The organism is Mycoplasmopsis pullorum (assembly GCF_001900245.1).
Classification (GTDB): Bacteria; Bacillota_I; Bacilli_A; order Mycoplasmatales; family Metamycoplasmataceae; genus Mycoplasmopsis; species Mycoplasmopsis pullorum.
Map to the genome: position 1 here is coordinate 951,681 of NZ_CP017813.1, position 18,115 is coordinate 969,795.

Genomic DNA, 18,115 nt, shown 5'->3' on the forward strand with positions numbered 1-18,115 from the left:
ATTGCAAATAAATACACAAATAATTATATTATTTATTTCTGTAGAATCTGAATTTTTATTCAATTGTGGAAAAAACATGGAAAAAAATAAAAAACGGATTTTAAAGCTAAAAATTACATTTTTTAGTGAAAATTATTTTCGTTTTAGAGTTTCACACAACAGTGGAGAAACATTTTTATATTAAATAAATCAAGCAGAACAAAAATAAAAAAATAAACTATTTGCGAATTCCAAAAAAATTCGGTCATAGTTTATTTAGTGAGTTTAAATTATTTGTTTTTGTTTACAAAATCATCTAAACGTGAGTGTTTTCTAGCACCTTTATTAGCGTGGAAAACACCTTTTTTCACAGCTTTTCCAATTAATGAGTGTGCTAAAGCAACTTTTTCAGCAACTTTTTCATCTTTTGCTAAAACTGCTTCACGTGCAGCTCTAATAGCTTTACGTACACGTGATTTCATAGCAGCGTTTTTAACTCTAGCAGCTTCCATTTTTGAAATGCTTTTGATTTTAGATTTAATATTTGCCATGTTAAACCTCCCTTTTTCATACATTTTTATATATTTTTAAAAATATAGAAAAATCGTGTTTATTATATCAAAAAGACAAAAGAAATGATAAAATTAATTCATATATTAGATGTGAAAAGGAGTCAAAATGACTGTATCAAACAAAAGTCGTGTTGTTCTTGTTATATTGAGTTTCTTCTTAGGAGCATTAGCGATTGATCGATTTTATGCTGGTAGAATTGGATTAGGTATTGCTAAATTATTATTAGGTGTATTTACTTTATATATTTGAAATTTTGTTGATTTTATTTTAGCAGTTGCTGGAAGACAAAAAGATAATTTTGGATTATATATTCAAAACTGATAAACATAAGATACGAAATATTCTAGAGAAATTAAAATTCAAACTCTATTGCACTGCGATAGAGATTTTTTATTAACTAAATTCAATTCAAAAAGTGAAAAAAATCTCCATTTATTTAACGGAGATTACTTTAGCATCACAAAAGTGAAAGTTTGTAGTTTATTTACGCTTAGTTACAATTACAAGCGAACCATCTTGTAAGTCACATTCAACTGGATTGGCTAAATTCAAACTATATAAAATATTTCTAAAATCAAAAATTTGTTCTAAGGAGATTTCTTCAAATTTTTGTTCAGGAATTAAGACGTAATTATTTCCTAAATGACAAATTTTAGTTTTTTTAATAAATTCGACTGGATAATAATCTTTAAGTCATTGCAATAATAAAATATCACTATGATCTAAATCTTTTTCATTAATATGAATTTTAAGATTTTCATCGATGTATCTTTTACGAATTATGTTGAAATTATAAATAAAGTTTTGAATTTCTTTTCTGGTCAAAACAGTTGCAAGAAAAGCACACAAAATAGCTCTATTTTTATTTATCGCATAACTTGTGTTTTTAAATTCTTCAGATTGAAGAAGTTTAATTAATTGTGTTTTTTCTTTTTTTAAATCATGTAATACATTCATAAAAATTGGATATCTTTTATAAAGTACTAAGTATTTAAAATCACAAACATCGTATTCTATTTTTGAGTATAATTCATATAAAAATAGAAAAAAATTAAACTTAATCGTGTTATCAAACAACTTTGGTTTATTCGTGTAAATTCATTTTGCTAAGTGTAATTTTCTAATATTTAAGCACAACATTTGACCTTCTTTTTTATCTACTCATTTTAATTATAGTTTTATATATGCATAAAATGCAAAAAGTGCAAATTAATTGATGAATTTTTGCATTTTATGACATGTTTTTTCATAAAAAAGTCGATTTTGCCTAAAAATTATGAAAATTAATTTATTTTCGTTTTTGTTTCTTGAAATTATATTTAATTTAAAATTAAAGATTTGTTGATTTTATGCTTTTGAAGAATATGATAAAATAATATTACAAGCCCAAGTGGTGGAATGGTAGACGCTGCGGACTCAAAATCCGCTGGAGCAATCCGTGCAGGTTCAAGTCCTGTCTTGGGCACCAGAAAAATTGCGACATTGAGTGTCGTTTTTTTTTTTTTTTTTTTGCCTTAGTCAAAATGATTTTCCTTTTAAAAAAAATTTAAAGTATTAAAATTTAATTAATATGAATTAGAAGAAAGGAAAAATATGATTATCAAAGAAATTACATCACAATTAAGAAGTGATTTAATGCAATTAAAAGCGGTTTTTAAAGGTGATGAATATCCAAAAACACTTTTAGAAAAAAATTCACAAATTACTGAATATTTCGATAAAAACGAAGCTTTGGTTTACCTTGGAGAAAAAGGTAAATTAAAATATGACGATGTCTATGCTTTCGCTAAAAACTTAGCAAGTGCTAACACACGTGCTTACCAAGTTAACTTAGACTCATTTGTTGGTGAAGGATTATGCATTAAAGGTGTTGTTAAAGCTTTTGTTGAAGCTATTAACTACACAAATGCACAATTATGAAATGCTAAAACTAAAGAAAAAGAAGTAAAACACGAAATTAGTTTATATTCAAGTGCAAACCAAAGTGAATACGAAAAAGCTTTAACTGAAGCTTTAGTATTATCTCAAGCAGTAAACTTTGTACGTGATTTACAAGTTACACCACCAAATATCTGTAATTCAGAATGATTAGCTGATTTTGTAGCAAATGATTTAAAACAACACGAAAACTTAAAAGTTACTGTTTTAAATAAGGCACAAATCGAAGAGCAAAAAATGGGATTATTACTTTCAGTTAACCGCGGAAGTATGTATGAACCTCGTGTAGTTGTGATTGAATACAACGGAAATCCTGAAAGTGACCAAAAAACTGTTTACGTTGGAAAAGGAATTACATTCGACTCTGGTGGATACAACATCAAAACTGGTGGACACATGTTAGGAATGAAATTCGACATGTCAGGTAGTGCAATTGTAGCCGGAGCTCTTAAAGCGATTGCTCAATTACAACCAAAAGTTAACGTAGCGGCTGTAATGTGTATTACTGACAACCGTGTAAACGGAGACGCTTCATTACCTGATTCAGTATGAACAAGTATGAACGGAAAAACAGTTGAAATCAACAACACAGATGCTGAAGGTCGTTTAGTAATGGCTGATGGATTAACATACGCAGTTAGAAACTTAAAAGCAACTCGTTTAGTTGATGTGGCAACTTTAACCGGAGCTATCTTAGTTGCTTTAGGTTCAACATACACCGGAACATGAGCAACAAGCGAAAAAGCATGAGAAGAATTAAAAGCTGCCGCTGATAAACAACACGAATTAGTTTGAAGAATGCCATTAGACGAAGCATTTGCTAAAGAAATTAGAAACTCAGTTGTTGCTGACTTAAAAAACACTGACTTAAGTGGTCGTGGTGGAGGTAGTTCTTCAGCCGCTATGTTCTTAAAAGAATTCACCGAAGGTGTTGAATACATTCACTTAGACGTTGCCGGAACTGCTGATTTAGGACACAGACCTACCGGAGTTATGGTTAAAACTTTAACTCAATTAGCACTTGGTACTTCTTGCGGATGCTCAAGTAAAAAAGAAGAAAAATAATACTGAGGATATATGTATTTTTTAATACATATATTTTTTATTCTCTTTTTGTGTATCATTGCTAAATTGCAACCGCGACTACTCACAAGTAAAATTTAAGCTAGCGGTTTTGCAAAAAAGAGAAATATTATAAAATTTAAAGTATATATTTTGAATAAGAGATAAGAAATTTAATTAATGTTAGTTTGAAAGGAATATTAATGTTTATGATTCAAAAATGGTTCAAAACTTTTTTTAGTGTTCATTTTCCAGATTCAAAACGACAGTGATGAGAATACTTCATTCACGCTTTTCCGGTTGTTTTATCAGGATTGTGTTTTGCCTTTAATAACTTTGTCGACAACTTCATGGTCTTAACGGTTAATGGTGGTACTTCAGCACTAAGCTTTGCCAACTTCTATACTTCAATCATTTTAGCGATTTTTACCGGAATTGGATTTATCGGTGCTACTTTGGTTGGACAATATTTAGGAGCTGGTAATATTAAGAAAACCCGCGAAGTTATCAGCTTAAGAATTATTCTCAGTGCAATCGTGGTTATTGTCATTTTAGTTTTTGCTTACGCAACTCCACAAGCTATGATTGAATTAGTTGCTGGTCCGCGTAATAATGAATCCGGTCAAAGTTACGATGAAATTGTACGATTGGCACAGGATTATCTAAAATATATTGCAATTGCTTGAATTTTATTAATCTGAACCTTTACATCTGGAAATTTATTACGTGAAATAGGTCTTGGAAAATATTCAATGTACTCGACCATCACAACTTTATGTGTTAATATTACATTCAACTCGATTTTTATGTATGCCCTAAACATGGGGGTTATTGGTGCTGCTTTAGCTAGTGTCATCGCTCGTGTTTCGGCTCTGGTTATGAATTTCTTATTCTTATATATCAAACGTAGAGAATTAAATGTCTTTCCATGACAACTCTTTCATGTTTCACCAATTATTTTTATTCAATTCGTTAAACGTTTTCCGTCAATTCTATTATCTTCAAGTGCTGTTGCATTTAACACCGTAAGACAAATTTTCTACAATAGTGCTCATACTGATAATGCATATAACATTATGAACGTGGCGGTTTTATCAATTACAGCTACTTTTACTGGTATCTTTACTGCAACATTCGCTTCCTTTAGTGCCAATATCACTAAATATGTTGGTATGCATCTAGGTCGTAGTGAATTTGATATTGCTGTTAAAAATGGAAATCAACTCAAAGGATTCCACTTTATGATGCAAGTGTGCATGTCACTCTTTTTCTCAATCTTTCTTTTTATTCTTCCACACATTGGACTCTTTTCAAACTCAGCAATTAAAAACTGAGCTCTTTCAAATCCAAACCAAACTCAAGAAACATTAGAAGCGGTTAAAAAAGTTTATAATGAATATCTAATTGGTACATTGATTATCATGTTAGCTTTTAGTCCATTTTGAGCTTGATTTATCACCAGTGCAAGGTTAATTTCTGCTGGTGGTAGAAATAACGTTATCTCACTCTTAGAATTTATCACTGGCGCCTTACAACTTGCTTGATTAGCTCTTTTAACTTATGTTTTTGTTGCTCCTAATAAATGAGATTTAAACGTTGTTTGATTCTACTTAGTCTTTTTCTTATCAGATATTGTTAAACTTGCAATTTTTGAAATTGTCTACTACAATATTCGTTGAGACCGTAATCTAACTCACGAAAAATTTAATTTTCACAAGAAAAAAGTAGCGAAATCCGAATAAAATTATTAATTTAAAACACACAAGTACAACCGTTGCTTTGTGTGTTTTTTTGTAATTTCCTTAAGGCATCAATCTTTTTTCACTGTAATTTAATTTTGATATTAATTCCTGAAAATATTTGAAAAAATGTACTTTGAAATGAAAATGCGGTAATTTTTTTCATAAAAAAACGAAATTTCATATTTTTCTATGTATTTTTACAAAAAAAAAAAAAAAAAAGGAGCTAGTTGTATAATGTGAATGAAATTGTATTTTACATATAAATTTCAAACTTATTTTTGATCAAAAAAGAGGAAATTATACATGAAAAGATTCAATAAGAAATTATTAATTTTAGGACTAGGTTCAGTTGCTGCTCCTATTGCTATTTCACCAGTTATGTCAGCTGCAAATAATGATTCATCGGAACAAAAAGTTAATGAAGTACTTCAGGCTGTTTATGGTACTCTTGTTGGGATGCCAAATAATAGCATTAGTCAAAAGTACAGTTTAGCAGGTATGTCTTTAGCTGGTACTCAATATTATAAAAATCTTTTTAATAATAAAGTAACAGAAATAAAAACTAAATATGGTGACGGAATTAACTTCGGTGAAAAATATCTTGAAGAATATTGAAATGAGTTTAAGGAAAAACATGATATGGCTATCAGTACAGAACAGACAGCTGAAAATGTTCAAGGTATAATTAATATTGTATCTCATGAAGTTCTACCAGCCGCTTATGAAATGTTAAAACAATATGAAGCTTTAATGGCTATCGAAAGCTTATTAGATACTGATGAAAAAAATGTCGCTCTTTTAAAAGCTAATTCAGAAAGAATTAGTTCAAAATTTCCTTCATCTCCATCTACTTATCATTTATTAATAAAATACATCGAATTAATTAAATTAACAAGTAAAGTGAGTGTCGAAACAGCAGAAAAATTAGCTTCAGATGCATTAGAAGTGAAATTAAGTCAAGATAGACAAATTGAAGAATTAAAAGCTCTTTTAGAAAAAGCAAAAAGTGAAATTGAAAAACTAAAAGAAGCAGGTAAATTAAAAGACCAAGAACTTGCTAAAATTGCTGCTCAACTTGTTGCTCAAAGAGGTGAATATTCAAAACTTTTAGCTGAAAATCAAGCACAGACAAATAAAATTATCGAATTACAAGCTTTAGCTGCTTTAGCAAATGATAATGATTCAAAATTAGTTGATTTCATTAAAGCTGTAAACAACATTTTTAAAGAATTAGACTTAAATTACAACATCGAATTAACAGCCACTGTTGATCAATACAACGACACAATTAAAAAAGCATTAAGCGATCTTCAAAACAAATTATTAGAAACACAAACTGACCTTAATAACCACAAAAATAGTGTAAAGACCAACAATAACTCAACTAGTTGAAAAACACCATTTATCATTTCTACTGTTATAGCTGTATTGCTATTAGCAGCAGTTATTGGTGTTTCTCTTAAAAAATCTAAAAAATAATTTCTTTCAAATAAAAAACACAGAATTAAGTTTCTGTGTTTTTTGTTGTTCCTAGTCTAAAATGGCTATAAATTCAATTCGTTGTTTCTTTGATCAATTATCTACAATGAATTTTGGTCTAACACTTTTAAAATGTTTTGAGAAATTGCATGAATTACTGGTACAGCAACAGAGTTACCAAATTGCTTATATGCTTGCGTGTCGCTCACAGGAATGATAAATTCGCTTGGAAACCCCTGTAAACGACTAGCTTCACGCGGTGTTAATTTACGAGGATTTTTACCAATTTGTTAAATCAAGATTTCACTTTCATCCTTATAATAACGAGCTGAAATAGTATTAGCGTATTCACTTTCTTCATTAAATAAAGAATAACCAAATCCATTTCCGTTCTTAAGGTGTTGTTGTTTACGACTTTGATGACCTTCTCGTAAAGCATCAGAAATGGTATATTTATCATTAACCGACTTTTCTAATATAATGACTTGGTTGCTGCTAAGCTTCACGCAAGTATGGGCTATCCGCTTGTAGAGCAAACCACAAAGGTGATGGTGATATTTGAGGATTTTGAGTTTACCAATAGTAGCAAAGTCATTGTGGGAGAAGGTTTTACAAAGTACATGAAGCAGTATGCAAAGAAAAAAGAAGAAGTCATACTACCAAAGATTGAAGCTAACGAAAACTATGAAATTCAAGCAAGGGAAATCAAAGAAAAGTTCACAAATCCTTCAAAGCACTACACCGAGGATACACTTCTAAAGGCGATGGAGCTTGTGGGAACGGAAGATTTGGAAAAAGGGATTGAAGTGGAGAGAAAAGGAATAGGGACACCTGCCACAAGAGCCGGCATTCTGGAGAGTTTAATCTCTAAAGGATTTGTGGAACGTGATAAAAAGAACCTTCTTGCGACACACAAGGGAGTGGCACTGGTTACCATTGTTTCTGAAGCTTTTAAATCAGCAAAGACCACAGCGGAGCGGGAAACAAAGCTGAGTAAAGTTACTGCTGGGCGTTGGATAAGGCGGTCTTTTTGAAAGAGATTGAAGGTGGTATTCTTGAGGAAATCAGTCATTATCAAAAGTAGCGGTTGTGAAAATAATAGTAATAGGCACAAAGAAATGTTATAATTAAACAAAAATACAAAGGTGAGGTGAGCTATAATGCAGCGTTCTGATATACAGAGAATGGCTCATGATATTTTAGAAAAACAGGTGCTTGAAAATAGCTATATCGAGTATAAGAAATCAGCTCAATTTAAAGATAAAATCTTAAAGACAGCATGTGCTTTTGCAAACAATTACATGAATAATGAGATTGGACTGATTTTTATTGGTGTAGAGGAAGTGGATGATAAAGAAACAAAAGAAAAGGCCATCCCAAAGCGTCCAATCTCCGGCATTAAAGAAGCAATGATTGAGAGTATTGAAAATCGGCTTAAATCATTACTTTCCTACATCACACCTAAAATTAGCTATCAGCTTATTCAAGATAAGATTGATGATGAATACTATATTGTCATTGCTGTTGAGCCAAGCGTAAAAGGGCCATGTCAAACGACCGAGAAAGCTGAAAAGGATAAGGAGATCGGACTTAAATCTGGAAGATATATTCGAGTTTCAAGAGATTCAAAGCTACCCAATACTACAGAAGAATTTGAGCTACTAAAGAAATTTGCAAATTTTAATTTCAGTTCAAGTTTAAATAAAACAGCTACGCTTGATGATTTGAGCTATGAATATATGAAAGAATATCTTACTTTGACAGGAGCCAAAGAGGATCTTAGAAGTCTTTCTAAAATAGAAATGGCAAAGGCATTAGGATTAATTGATGAAAGTGAATATGGTGGATTTAGAGCAAAAAACTTTGCTGTTTTGATGTTTTGCGAAAAACCAAATCGCTTTATTCCTAATGCACAAGTAGAAATCATTCGTGAAATTGATGGAACAGATAAGATGGAGAGAACAACATTCGATGCTCCAGTATGGTTACAAGCAAAGCAGGTTGTTCGCTACTTTCAAGACAATATCATGCGTTCTTATACTTTACGTTATCCAGATCACATGGAACACAAGATTATTTATAACTATCCTGTTTCAGCGTTTGAAGAATTAGCAACAAATGCAATTTTACACAAAGAGTACGATGAGGATGAATATGTTGGAATCTATGTTTATAAAGATAGAATCTCTTTTGTAAATCCGAATCGTCCACTTCCTCCGGTTACAATTGAAGCTTTGAATAAGGAGAGAAGTTTTGATAAAAGAGAGTACCTGAATAAAGAATTAAAAGATATGTTTTATGCTTTAGATTTGATTGAATCATATGGTTCTGGAATCAGAAGGACAAAAGAAGCTATGGAAGCTAATCTTTCCCCTGATATTGTCTTTTTACCAAATGACGATTTAGGAAATTATACAAATGCAATTATTTATATTCAGCCTGAATTCTTAAAGGATCATTTCTTGGCTAGTACTAACCTAGAAACTGGCCTAGAAATTGGAAAAGAAACTTCCATGAGTAAGCAAATTATTGACTTGATGAGTGCAAATCCGCATATTACAATCAAGGAACTCGCAGAAAGGATTGGAGCTTCAATTAATGGTGTGAAGTACAATATTAATCTTCTAAAAGAGAATGGAAGAATCACCAGAAAAGGCTCAACTAAGTCGGGTAAACTAGGACTCGAAATATGGACATTCCATGTTTCGAGTTTTTTTATAGAGTTAGTGAAATGAAACAATTAAAAGAAATACAATGATTAGAATTATTTGAAAAATATCACGATTACAAGAACGGAGTTTTAGGCAAAAATGAATTCGAATCTTTTTATCGCTCAATTAGAGGTGTGAGCTATTTTGATAATAAGTCACGATACACAAGAAAATATTTCGTATCAAAATATAATAGATATAATTTAGGAATGATTGATTTAAACTCACAAACAGGTAAAGCTACTAAAAAAGGAAAAGGTACAGGTCGACCAAAAAAGAGAAAAATAACACCAGTAGAAATTGCTAGAAAAGAATGAAAAAAATGCCAAAAGAGCAATTAATTGAAATTTTGGAAATCTTTAAAGATTCTTTTGATAAAAATAATATTGAAGTTGGCATATCTAAAATCGAGAAATCATCAATTTCATCAAGACGTTTAAGCGTTACCTTTAATAAATCTAAATCAACTATTCATAACATTAAAAATGGTCAAGAGAAAACTAATAAATTAGTAATAAATAAGAATAAACATGACGATCTAATAATCGAAGCATTTAAAAAGAATAAATGCTTGTTTGGAAGAGTAAGGTTAGCAAATTATATTAGAGAAAAATATCAAATTTATCTTAATTATAGGACTTTAGGAAGAATTATGAATAGATTAGGATTGTTCTGTGTAATCCGTAGAAAAAGAAAACAAAGAGAACAAAAAGATACAAGTGTTAAATTCTTAGATCTTGTTCAGCGTGACTACAATGGTGAAAATAATCAAATAATAGCAACAGACGTTACCTACATTCCTGCACCTAGAGATTGTGAAAACAATTTTGTATTTTTATCTATTGCAATCGACCATAGAAGTAAATATATTGTAAATTACAACATTTCAAAAACAAATGATTTGGAACTTGTTATGAAACATATGTCTAAAATCAAATTTAACAAAAAATGAATAGCACATTCTGACCATGGATTTCAATATTCATCAAAAAAATATTTAGAATCAATTCAAAACAATAATGGTGTAGTTTCTATGGCGAGAATTGGAAATTCATTAGATAACCGAGAAGTTGAATATTTTTTCTCAATTTTAAAATCTGAGTGTTTAAAATTAATCGACGTGACAAAGATAAATTTTTCCGAATTAAAATCAATTATCGACAATTTTATACTTTGATACAACAATGAGAGAATTCAATCTTCATTGAAATGAAAAACACCTCAAGATTTTTGAGGTGTTTGCGGACAATAAATAAGCTTTTGTCCATTTTCGTTGTCCTAGTTTATTTTACTTCGAGTTTATTTTTTAATTATTAAAAATGTTTTAATTATTTTTATAAAAATAAAGTATTTTTAATATTAAAATATAAATTAAATGATAAAACAAAATATAAAGGATTTACAAGATGAAAAATGATATTAAACCTTTTGTAAAATGAGTAGGTGGTAAAACTCAATTAATTGAAGAAATTAAGAAAAGACTTCCTAAAAAAATCAAAAATTATTTTGAACCATTTCTAGGTGGAGGGGCAGTTTTATTTAATTTACAACCCAAAAAGGCATATGTAAATGATATTAATGCTGTTCTTATAAATGCATTTAATGTCATAAAAACTAACCCGAATCATTTAATAGAAAATTTAAAAGAACTGGATGAAAAAGAATGCACTAAAGAATTTTTTTACGAGAAAAGAGAACAATTTAACAAAAAAATAATAGCAAATGAATTTGATATAGAGTTAGCATCATTGTTTGTTTTTTTAAACAAAAAATGTTTTAATGGCATATATAGAGTTAATTCAAAAGGTTTGTTTAATGTTCCATTTAACAATAAAACCAAAGTACGTTCTTATGACAAAGAAAATATTTTAAAAATCAGTAATTATCTTCAAAATGTAGAAATTTCTAATTTAGATTTTGAAGAAAGTTTGAAACAAGCTCAAAAAGGAGATTTTATCTTCATAGATAGTCCTTATGTTCCTTTAAATTCAAACACATTTGAATCTTATACAAAAGAAGGTTTTAATTTAGAAAGTCATATTAGGTTGTCAAAAGTATTTAAAACTCTTGATGAAAAAGGATGTTTTGTAATGCTAACAAATCATAATACTGATTTAATTAGAGATTTATATTCTGAATATAATATAGAAACAGTTAATGTCAAAAGAAATGTAAATAGTGACGGTAAAAATAGAAAAGGATTTGAAGTTATAATTACTAATTATGAATATTAGTTGCAAATAGTTATATTTTTATTTAAAATTTATTGTATATAACAATTAAAAAAAATAATTAGTTTATAAAAAACTTAAAAATAGGTATTAAAAAATGAAAAAGAATCAAATAAATGAAAAACTATTTGTCAAAACTTTATTGACAAAAAACAAAAAATATGATTATTTTGTTAACTGAGACAACGTAACAAGTCAAATAGAAAATAGCATTGAAATCAACGCTATGAATTCATTAATAAAATGCAATGATTTTAAGAACAAATTTTTTGAATTACTAGAAAAAGTGCCTACTGTAATAACTGTTTTTCCTTTATTAATCGCAATTTCGAAAGACTCTAGAAAAAGAATAAAATTAGGTAATTCAAACCTTGAGGTTTTAAATGAAGATGGTTTTGTGGAAGAATTTGATTTTTCTATAAAAAAAGCAAAAAAAGGTATAAATGAAAAAGAAAAAGAGATATATTATAGATTTTTCGAAAAAATAGGATTAAAAAAATTGTTTCAAGAAATTATAGAAAAAAGTGTTTATGATTATATTACTGGTGTTTTGGTTGGTTTAGATAGTAATGGTAGAAAAAATAGAAGTGGTTTAGTTTTTGAAGAAATGTGCAAAGAAATAATTGAATCTATATGCAAAGATTACGATATTAATTTATTAGTTCAAAATAAGTTTAAAAATCTAGAAAATTTCAATATAAGAATAAACAATAACATTTCAGGTAAAAAACCTGATTTTATCCTATATAAAGGTAACACATTTTTAAATATTGAAGTTAATTTCTATGGTTCTGCTGGTTCAAAACCACAAGAGACAATTGATAGTTATATAAATAGAAAACAAGAATTAAATAATAACAATATAGAATTTATTTTAATAACAGACGGTTATTTTTGACAAACTGTGCAAGAAAATCTTCTAGAAAAAGCTTTTAACAACATCTTATTAATGAATTATCAAACAGCAAAATCAGGAGAATTAAGAAAACAAATAAAAGAAATATTCAATTTAAAATAATAATGATATATAGAATTCTTTTTTATAATCTGAATGATAAAATCCTAATCAGGAAAATTTAAACTGCTGGTTTATTTTTCTTTACAAAGTAACAAAATCCCGCTTTTTAGTCAAAAACAACGATTTCTAGAGTTAATCTACAATATAACAACAAATAATAATAAAATACCATTTTTTGTAAACTAGGACAACGAAAATGGAAAAAAGCTTATTTATTGTCCGCAAACACCTCAAAAATCTTGAGGTTTTTTTCATTTCAATGAAGATTGAATTCTCTCATTGTTGTATCAAAGTATAAAATTGTCGATAATTGATTTTAATTCGGCAAAATTTATCTTTGTCACGTCGATTAATTTTAAACACTCAGATTTTAAAATTGAGAAAAAATATTCAACTTCTCGGTTATCTAATGAATTTCCAATTCTCGCCATAGAAACTACACCATTATTGTTTTGAATTGATTCTAAATATTTTTTTGATGAATATTGAAATCCATGGTCAGAATGTGCTATTCATTTTTTGTTAAATTTGATTTTAGACATATGTTTCATAACAAGTTCCAAATCATTTGTTTTTGAAATGTTGTAATTTACAATATATTTACTTCTATGGTCGATTGCAATAGATAAAAATACAAAATTGTTTTCACAATCTCTAGGTGCAGGAATGTAGGTAACGTCTGTTGCTATTATTTGATTATTTTCACCATTGTAGTCACGCTGAACAAGATTCTAAGAATTTTAACACTTTGTATCTTTTTGTTCTCTTTGTTTTCTTTTTCTACGGATTACACAGAACAATCCTAATCTATTCATAATTCTTCCTAAAGTCCTATAATTAAGATAAATTTGATATTTTTCTCTAATATAATTTGCTAACCTTACTCTTCCAAACAAGCATTTATTCTTTTTAAATGCTTCGATTATTAGATCGTCATGTTTATTCTTATTTATTACTAATTTATTAGTTTTCTCTTGACCATTTTTAATGTTATGAATAGTTGATTTAGATTTATTAAAGGTAACGCTTAAACGTCTTGATGAAATTGATGATTTCTCGATTTTAGATATGCCAACTTCAATATTATTTTTATCAAAAGAATCTTTAAAGATTTCCAAAATTTCAATTAATTGCTCTTTTGGCATTTTTTTCATTCTTTTCTAGCAATTTCTACTGGTGTTATTTTTCTCTTTTTTGGTCGACCTGTACCTTTTCCTTTTTTAGTAGCTTTACCTGTTTGTGAGTTTAAATCAATCATTCCTAAATTATATCTATTATATTTTGATACGAAATATTTTCTTGTGTATCGTGACTTATTATCAAAATAGCTCACACCTCTAATTGAGCGATAAAAAGATTCGAATTCATTTTTGCCTAAAACTCCGTTCTTGTAATCGTGATATTTTTCAAATAATTCTAATCATTGTATTTCTTTTAATTGTTTCATTTCACTAACTCTATAAAAAAACTCGAAACATGGAATGTCCATATTTCGAGTCCTAGTTTACCCGACTTAGTTGAGCCTTTTCTGGTGATTCTTCCATTCTCTTTTAGAAGATTAATATTGTACTTCACACCATTAATTGAAGCTCCAATCCTTTCTGCGAGTTCCTTGATTGTAATATGCGGATTTGCACTCATCAAGTCAATAATTTGCTTACTCATGGAAGTTTCTTTTCCAATTTCTAGGCCAGTTTCTAGGTTAGTACTAGCCAAGAAATGATCCTTTAAGAATTCAGGCTGAATATAAATAATTGCATTTGTATAATTTCCTAAATCGTCATTTGGTAAAAAGACAATATCAGGGGAAAGATTAGCTTCCATAGCTTCTTTTGTCCTTCTGATTCCAGAACCATATGATTCAATCAAATCTAAAGCATAAAACATATCTTTTAATTCTTTATTCAGGTACTCTCTTTTATCAAAACTTCTCTCCTTATTCAAAGCTTCAATTGTAACCGGAGGAAGTGGACGATTCGGATTTACAAAAGAGATTCTATCTTTATAAACATAGATTCCAACATATTCATCCTCATCGTACTCTTTGTGTAAAATTGCATTTGTTGCTAATTCTTCAAACGCTGAAACAGGATAGTTATAAATAATCTTGTGTTCCATGTGATCTGGATAACGTAAAGTATAAGAACGCATGATATTGTCTTGAAAGTAGCGAACAACCTGCTTTGCTTGTAACCATACTGGAGCATCGAATGTTGTTCTCTCCATCTTATCTGTTCCATCAATTTCACGAATGATTTCTACTTGTGCATTAGGAATAAAGCGATTTGGTTTTTCGCAAAACATCAAAACAGCAAAGTTTTTTGCTCTAAATCCACCATATTCACTTTCATCAATTAATCCTAATGCCTTTGCCATTTCTATTTTAGAAAGACTTCTAAGATCCTCTTTGGCTCCTGTCAAAGTAAGATATTCTTTCATATATTCATAGCTCAAATCATCAAGCGTAGCTGTTTTATTTAAACTTGAACTGAAATTAAAATTTGCAAATTTCTTTAGTAGCTCAAATTCTTCTGTAGTATTGGGTAGCTTTGAATCTCTTGAAACTCGAATATATCTTCCAGATTTAAGTCCGATCTCCTTATCCTTTTCAGCTTTCTCGGTCGTTTGACATGGCCCTTTTACGCTTGGCTCAACAGCAATGACAATATAGTATTCATCATCAATCTTATCTTGAATAAGCTGATAGCTAATTTTAGGTGTGATGTAGGAAAGTAATGATTTAAGCCGATTTTCAATACTCTCAATCATTGCTTCTTTAATGCCGGAGATTGGACGCTTTGGGATGGCCTTTTCTTTTGTTTCTTTATCATCCACTTCCTCTACACCAATAAAAATCAGTCCAATCTCATTATTCATGTAATTGTTTGCAAAAGCACATGCTGTCTTTAAGATTTTATCTTTAAATTGAGCTGATTTCTTATACTCGATATAGCTATTTTCAAGCACCTGTTTTTCTAAAATATCATGAGCCATTCTCTGTATATCAGAACGCTGCATTATAGCTCACCTCACCTTTGTATTTTTGTTTAATTATAACATTTCTTTGTGCCTATTACTATTATTTTCACAACCGCTACTTTTGATAATGACTGATTTCCTCAAGAATACCACCTTCAATCTCTTTCAAAAAGACCGCCTTATCCAACGCCCAGCAGTAACTTTACTCAGCTTTGTTTCCCGCTCCGCTGTGGTCTTTGCTGATTTAAAAGCTTCAGAAACAATGGTAACCAGTGCCACTCCCTTGTGTGTCGCAAGAAGGTTCTTTTTATCACGTTCCACAAATCCTTTAGAGATTAAACTCTCCAGAATGCCGGCTCTTGTGGCAGGTGTCCCTATTCCTTTTCTCTCCACTTCAATCCCTTTTTCCAAATCTTCCGTTCCCACAAGCTCCATCGCCTTTAGAAGTGTATCCTCGGTGTAGTGCTTTGAAGGATTTGTGAACTTTTCTTTGATTTCCCTTGCTTGAATTTCATAGTTTTCGTTAGCTTCAATCTTTGGTAGTATGACTTCTTCTTTTTTCTTTGCATACTGCTTCATGTACTTTGTAAAACCTTCTCCCACAATGACTTTGCTACTATTGGTAAACTCAAAATCCTCAAATATCACCATCACCTTTGTGGTTTGCTCTACAAGCGGATAGCCCATACTTGCGTGAAGCTTAGCAGCAACCAAGTCATTATATTAGAAAAGTCGGTTAATGATAAATATACCATTTCTGATGCTTTACGAGAAGGTCATCAAAGTCGTAAACAACAACACCTTAAGAACGGAAATGGATTTGGTTATTCTTTATTTAATGAAGAAAGTGAATACGCTAATACTATTTCAGCTCGTTATTATAAGGATGAAAGTGAAATCTTGATTTAACAAATTGGTAAAAATCCTCGTAAATTAACACCGCGTGAAGCTAGTCGTTTACAGGGGTTTCCAAGCGAATTTATCATTCCTGTGAGCGACACGCAAGCATATAAGCAATTTGGTAACTCTGTTGCTGTACCAGTAATTCATGCAATTTCTCAAAACATTTTAAAAGTGTTAGACCAAAATTCATTGTAGATAATTGATCAAAGAAACAACGAATTGAATTTATAGCCATTTTAGACTAGGAACAACAAAAAACACAGAAACTTAATTCTGTGTTTTTTATTTGAAAGAAATTATTTTTTAGATTTTTTAAGAGAAACACCAATAACTGCTGCTAATAGCAATACAGCTATAACAGTAGAAATGATAAATGGTGTTTTTCAACTAGTTGAGTTATTGTTGGTCTTTACACTATTTTTGTGGTTATTAAGGTCAGTTTGTGTTTCTAATAATTTGTTTTGAAGATCGCTTAATGCTTTTTTAATTGTGTCGTTGTATTGATCAACAGTGGCTGTTAATTCGATGTTGTAATTTAAGTCTAATTCTTTAAAAATGTTGTTTACAGCTTTAATGAAATCAACTAATTTTGAATCATTATCATTTGCTAAAGCAGCTAAAGCTTGTAATTCGATAATTTTATTTGTCTGTGCTTGATTTTCAGCTAAAAGTTTTGAATATTCACCTCTTTGAGCAACAAGTTGAGCAGCAATTTTAGCAAGTTCTTGGTCTTTTAATTTACCTGCTTCTTTTAGTTTTTCAATTTCACTTTTTGCTTTTTCTAAAAGAGCTTTTAATTCTTCAATTTGTCTATCTTGACTTAATTTCACTTCTAATGCATCTGAAGCTAATTTTTCTGCTGTTTCGACACTCACTTTACTTGTTAATTTAATTAATTCGATGTATTTTATTAATAAATGATAAGTAGATGGAGATGAAGGAAATTTTGAACTAATTCTTTCTGAATTAGCTTTTAAAAGAGCGACATTTTTTTCATCAGTATCTAATAAGCTTTCGATAGCCATTAAAGCTTCATATTGTTTTAACATTTCATAAGCGGCTGGTAGAACTTCATGAGATACAATATTAATTATACCTTGAACATTTTCAGCTGTCTGTTCTGTACTGATAGCCATATCATGTTTTTCCTTAAACTCATTTCAATATTCTTCAAGATATTTTTCACCGAAGTTAATTCCGTCACCATATTTAGTTTTTATTTCTGTTACTTTATTATTAAAAAGATTTTTATAATATTGAGTACCAGCTAAAGACATACCTGCTAAACTGTACTTTTGACTAATGCTATTATTTGGCATCCCAACAAGAGTACCATAAACAGCCTGAAGTACTTCATTAACTTTTTGTTCCGATGAATCATTATTTGCAGCTGACATAACTGGTGAAATAGCAATAGGAGCAGCAACTGAACCTAGTCCTAAAATTAATAATTTCTTATTGAATCTTTTCATGTATAATTTCCTCTTTTTTGATCAAAAA

Annotated in this window: 22 protein-coding genes and 1 tRNA gene; 13 read left to right on the plus strand and 10 right to left on the minus strand. The window is 29.6% G+C overall.

Features of this window, described 5'->3' with window-relative positions; genetic code table 4:
- Positions 1-269 precede the first annotated feature (269 nt).
- Positions 270-530, minus strand: a complete 261-nt coding sequence (gene rpsT, locus BLA55_RS03865) for a 30S ribosomal protein S20 (RefSeq protein ID WP_073372110.1) — start codon at positions 528-530, stop codon at positions 270-272.
- Between the two features lie 127 nt (positions 531-657).
- Here rpsT and BLA55_RS03870 point away from each other — a divergent pair, with 127 nt between their 5' ends.
- Positions 658-876 (plus strand): TM2 domain-containing protein, encoded by a 219-nt coding sequence (locus BLA55_RS03870; RefSeq protein ID WP_073372111.1) that lies wholly within the window; start codon positions 658-660, stop codon positions 874-876.
- Positions 877-1,032: 156 nt separating this feature from the next.
- Here the strand turns inward: BLA55_RS03870 and BLA55_RS03875 are convergent, their stop codons facing one another.
- Complete coding sequence (locus BLA55_RS03875; RefSeq protein WP_157089890.1) at positions 1,033-1,509, minus strand: hypothetical protein; 477 nt, start codon at positions 1,507-1,509, stop codon at positions 1,033-1,035.
- A gap of 427 nt (positions 1,510-1,936) precedes the next feature.
- Between BLA55_RS03875 and BLA55_RS03880 the strand changes: the two genes are divergently transcribed.
- From BLA55_RS03880 to BLA55_RS03895, 4 genes are all read left to right on the plus strand, one after another.
- Positions 1,937-2,020: transfer RNA gene (locus BLA55_RS03880), tRNA-Leu, on the plus strand.
- Between the two features lie 125 nt (positions 2,021-2,145).
- Positions 2,146-3,555, plus strand: coding sequence for a M17 family metallopeptidase (locus tag BLA55_RS03885; RefSeq protein ID WP_073372113.1), 1,410 nt, complete (start codon positions 2,146-2,148; stop codon positions 3,553-3,555).
- 200 nt (positions 3,556-3,755) lie between these two features.
- Positions 3,756-5,294, plus strand: a complete 1,539-nt coding sequence (locus BLA55_RS03890; protein ID WP_073372114.1) for an MATE family efflux transporter — start codon at positions 3,756-3,758, stop codon at positions 5,292-5,294.
- Positions 5,295-5,597: 303 nt separating this feature from the next.
- The gene (locus BLA55_RS03895) at positions 5,598-6,773 is read left to right on the plus strand and encodes a hypothetical protein (protein WP_073372115.1); all 1,176 of its coding nucleotides are present in this window, start codon (positions 5,598-5,600) and stop codon (positions 6,771-6,773) included.
- Between the two features lie 101 nt (positions 6,774-6,874).
- Here BLA55_RS03895 and BLA55_RS04440 read toward each other — a convergent pair whose 3' ends face one another.
- Complete coding sequence (locus tag BLA55_RS04440) at positions 6,875-7,060, minus strand: DNA cytosine methyltransferase (protein ID WP_256373990.1); 186 nt, start codon at positions 7,058-7,060, stop codon at positions 6,875-6,877.
- Positions 7,061-7,063: 3 nt separating this feature from the next.
- The gene (locus tag BLA55_RS04445) at positions 7,064-7,279 is read right to left on the minus strand and encodes a hypothetical protein (protein WP_235631833.1); all 216 of its coding nucleotides are present in this window, start codon (positions 7,277-7,279) and stop codon (positions 7,064-7,066) included.
- Positions 7,280-7,285: 6 nt separating this feature from the next.
- Here BLA55_RS04445 and BLA55_RS03905 point away from each other — a divergent pair, with 6 nt between their 5' ends.
- The 6 genes from BLA55_RS03905 (at position 7,286) to BLA55_RS03930 (ending at position 12,733) form a co-directional block, all read left to right on the plus strand.
- The gene (locus BLA55_RS03905) at positions 7,286-7,900 is read left to right on the plus strand and encodes a DNA topoisomerase (RefSeq protein ID WP_073372116.1); all 615 of its coding nucleotides are present in this window, start codon (positions 7,286-7,288) and stop codon (positions 7,898-7,900) included.
- A 33-nt stretch (positions 7,901-7,933) separates the two neighbouring features.
- Positions 7,934-9,517, plus strand: coding sequence for an RNA-binding domain-containing protein (locus BLA55_RS03910; RefSeq protein ID WP_073372117.1), 1,584 nt, complete (start codon positions 7,934-7,936; stop codon positions 9,515-9,517).
- Positions 9,505-9,825 carry a hypothetical protein gene (locus tag BLA55_RS03915; RefSeq protein ID WP_073372120.1) on the plus strand — a complete coding sequence of 107 codons (321 nt, stop codon included), beginning with the start codon at positions 9,505-9,507 and terminating at the stop codon, positions 9,823-9,825. Before BLA55_RS03910 ends, BLA55_RS03915 begins: the two co-directional genes overlap by 13 nt.
- A complete protein-coding gene (locus tag BLA55_RS03920) occupies positions 9,798-10,736 on the plus strand; it encodes an IS3 family transposase (protein WP_084107693.1) in 939 nt (312 codons plus the stop codon). The genes BLA55_RS03915 and BLA55_RS03920 overlap by 28 nt, the downstream gene beginning before the upstream one ends.
- Positions 10,737-10,890: 154 nt before the next feature.
- Positions 10,891-11,718 carry a DNA adenine methylase gene (locus BLA55_RS03925; RefSeq protein ID WP_073372119.1) on the plus strand — a complete coding sequence of 276 codons (828 nt, stop codon included), beginning with the start codon at positions 10,891-10,893 and terminating at the stop codon, positions 11,716-11,718.
- A 94-nt stretch (positions 11,719-11,812) separates the two neighbouring features.
- Positions 11,813-12,733 carry a DpnII family type II restriction endonuclease gene (locus BLA55_RS03930; RefSeq protein WP_073372118.1) on the plus strand — a complete coding sequence of 307 codons (921 nt, stop codon included), beginning with the start codon at positions 11,813-11,815 and terminating at the stop codon, positions 12,731-12,733.
- Positions 12,734-12,945: 212 nt separating this feature from the next.
- Here the strand turns inward: BLA55_RS03930 and BLA55_RS04220 are convergent, their stop codons facing one another.
- From BLA55_RS04220 to BLA55_RS03950, 5 genes are all read right to left on the minus strand, one after another.
- Positions 12,946-13,275, minus strand: coding sequence for an IS3 family transposase (locus BLA55_RS04220; RefSeq protein ID WP_084107695.1), 330 nt, complete (start codon positions 13,273-13,275; stop codon positions 12,946-12,948).
- A 198-nt stretch (positions 13,276-13,473) separates the two neighbouring features.
- Positions 13,474-13,887 carry an IS3 family transposase gene (locus tag BLA55_RS04225; RefSeq protein ID WP_084107697.1) on the minus strand — a complete coding sequence of 138 codons (414 nt, stop codon included), beginning with the start codon at positions 13,885-13,887 and terminating at the stop codon, positions 13,474-13,476.
- Positions 13,860-14,180, minus strand: a complete 321-nt coding sequence (locus tag BLA55_RS03940) for a hypothetical protein (RefSeq protein ID WP_073372120.1) — start codon at positions 14,178-14,180, stop codon at positions 13,860-13,862. The genes BLA55_RS04225 and BLA55_RS03940 overlap by 28 nt, the downstream gene beginning before the upstream one ends.
- On the minus strand, positions 14,168-15,751 hold the full coding sequence (locus BLA55_RS03945; protein WP_073372117.1) for an RNA-binding domain-containing protein: 1,584 nt from the start codon (positions 15,749-15,751) through the stop codon (positions 14,168-14,170). Before BLA55_RS03945 ends, BLA55_RS03940 begins: the two co-directional genes overlap by 13 nt.
- A 33-nt stretch (positions 15,752-15,784) precedes the next feature.
- A complete protein-coding gene (locus BLA55_RS03950) occupies positions 15,785-16,399 on the minus strand; it encodes a DNA topoisomerase (RefSeq protein ID WP_073372116.1) in 615 nt (204 codons plus the stop codon).
- Positions 16,400-16,405: 6 nt separating this feature from the next.
- Between BLA55_RS03950 and BLA55_RS04450 the strand changes: the two genes are divergently transcribed.
- Both BLA55_RS04450 and BLA55_RS04455 read left to right on the plus strand, forming a co-directional pair.
- Positions 16,406-16,621, plus strand: a complete 216-nt coding sequence (locus tag BLA55_RS04450; protein WP_235631833.1) for a hypothetical protein — start codon at positions 16,406-16,408, stop codon at positions 16,619-16,621.
- Positions 16,622-16,624: 3 nt separating this feature from the next.
- Positions 16,625-16,810: a DNA cytosine methyltransferase gene (locus BLA55_RS04455; protein WP_256373990.1), complete on the plus strand. Its 186-nt coding sequence runs from the start codon at positions 16,625-16,627 to the stop codon at positions 16,808-16,810.
- A 101-nt stretch (positions 16,811-16,911) separates the two neighbouring features.
- Here the strand turns inward: BLA55_RS04455 and BLA55_RS03960 are convergent, their stop codons facing one another.
- Positions 16,912-18,087, minus strand: coding sequence for a hypothetical protein (locus tag BLA55_RS03960; RefSeq protein WP_073372115.1), 1,176 nt, complete (start codon positions 18,085-18,087; stop codon positions 16,912-16,914).
- Positions 18,088-18,115 lie beyond the last annotated feature (28 nt).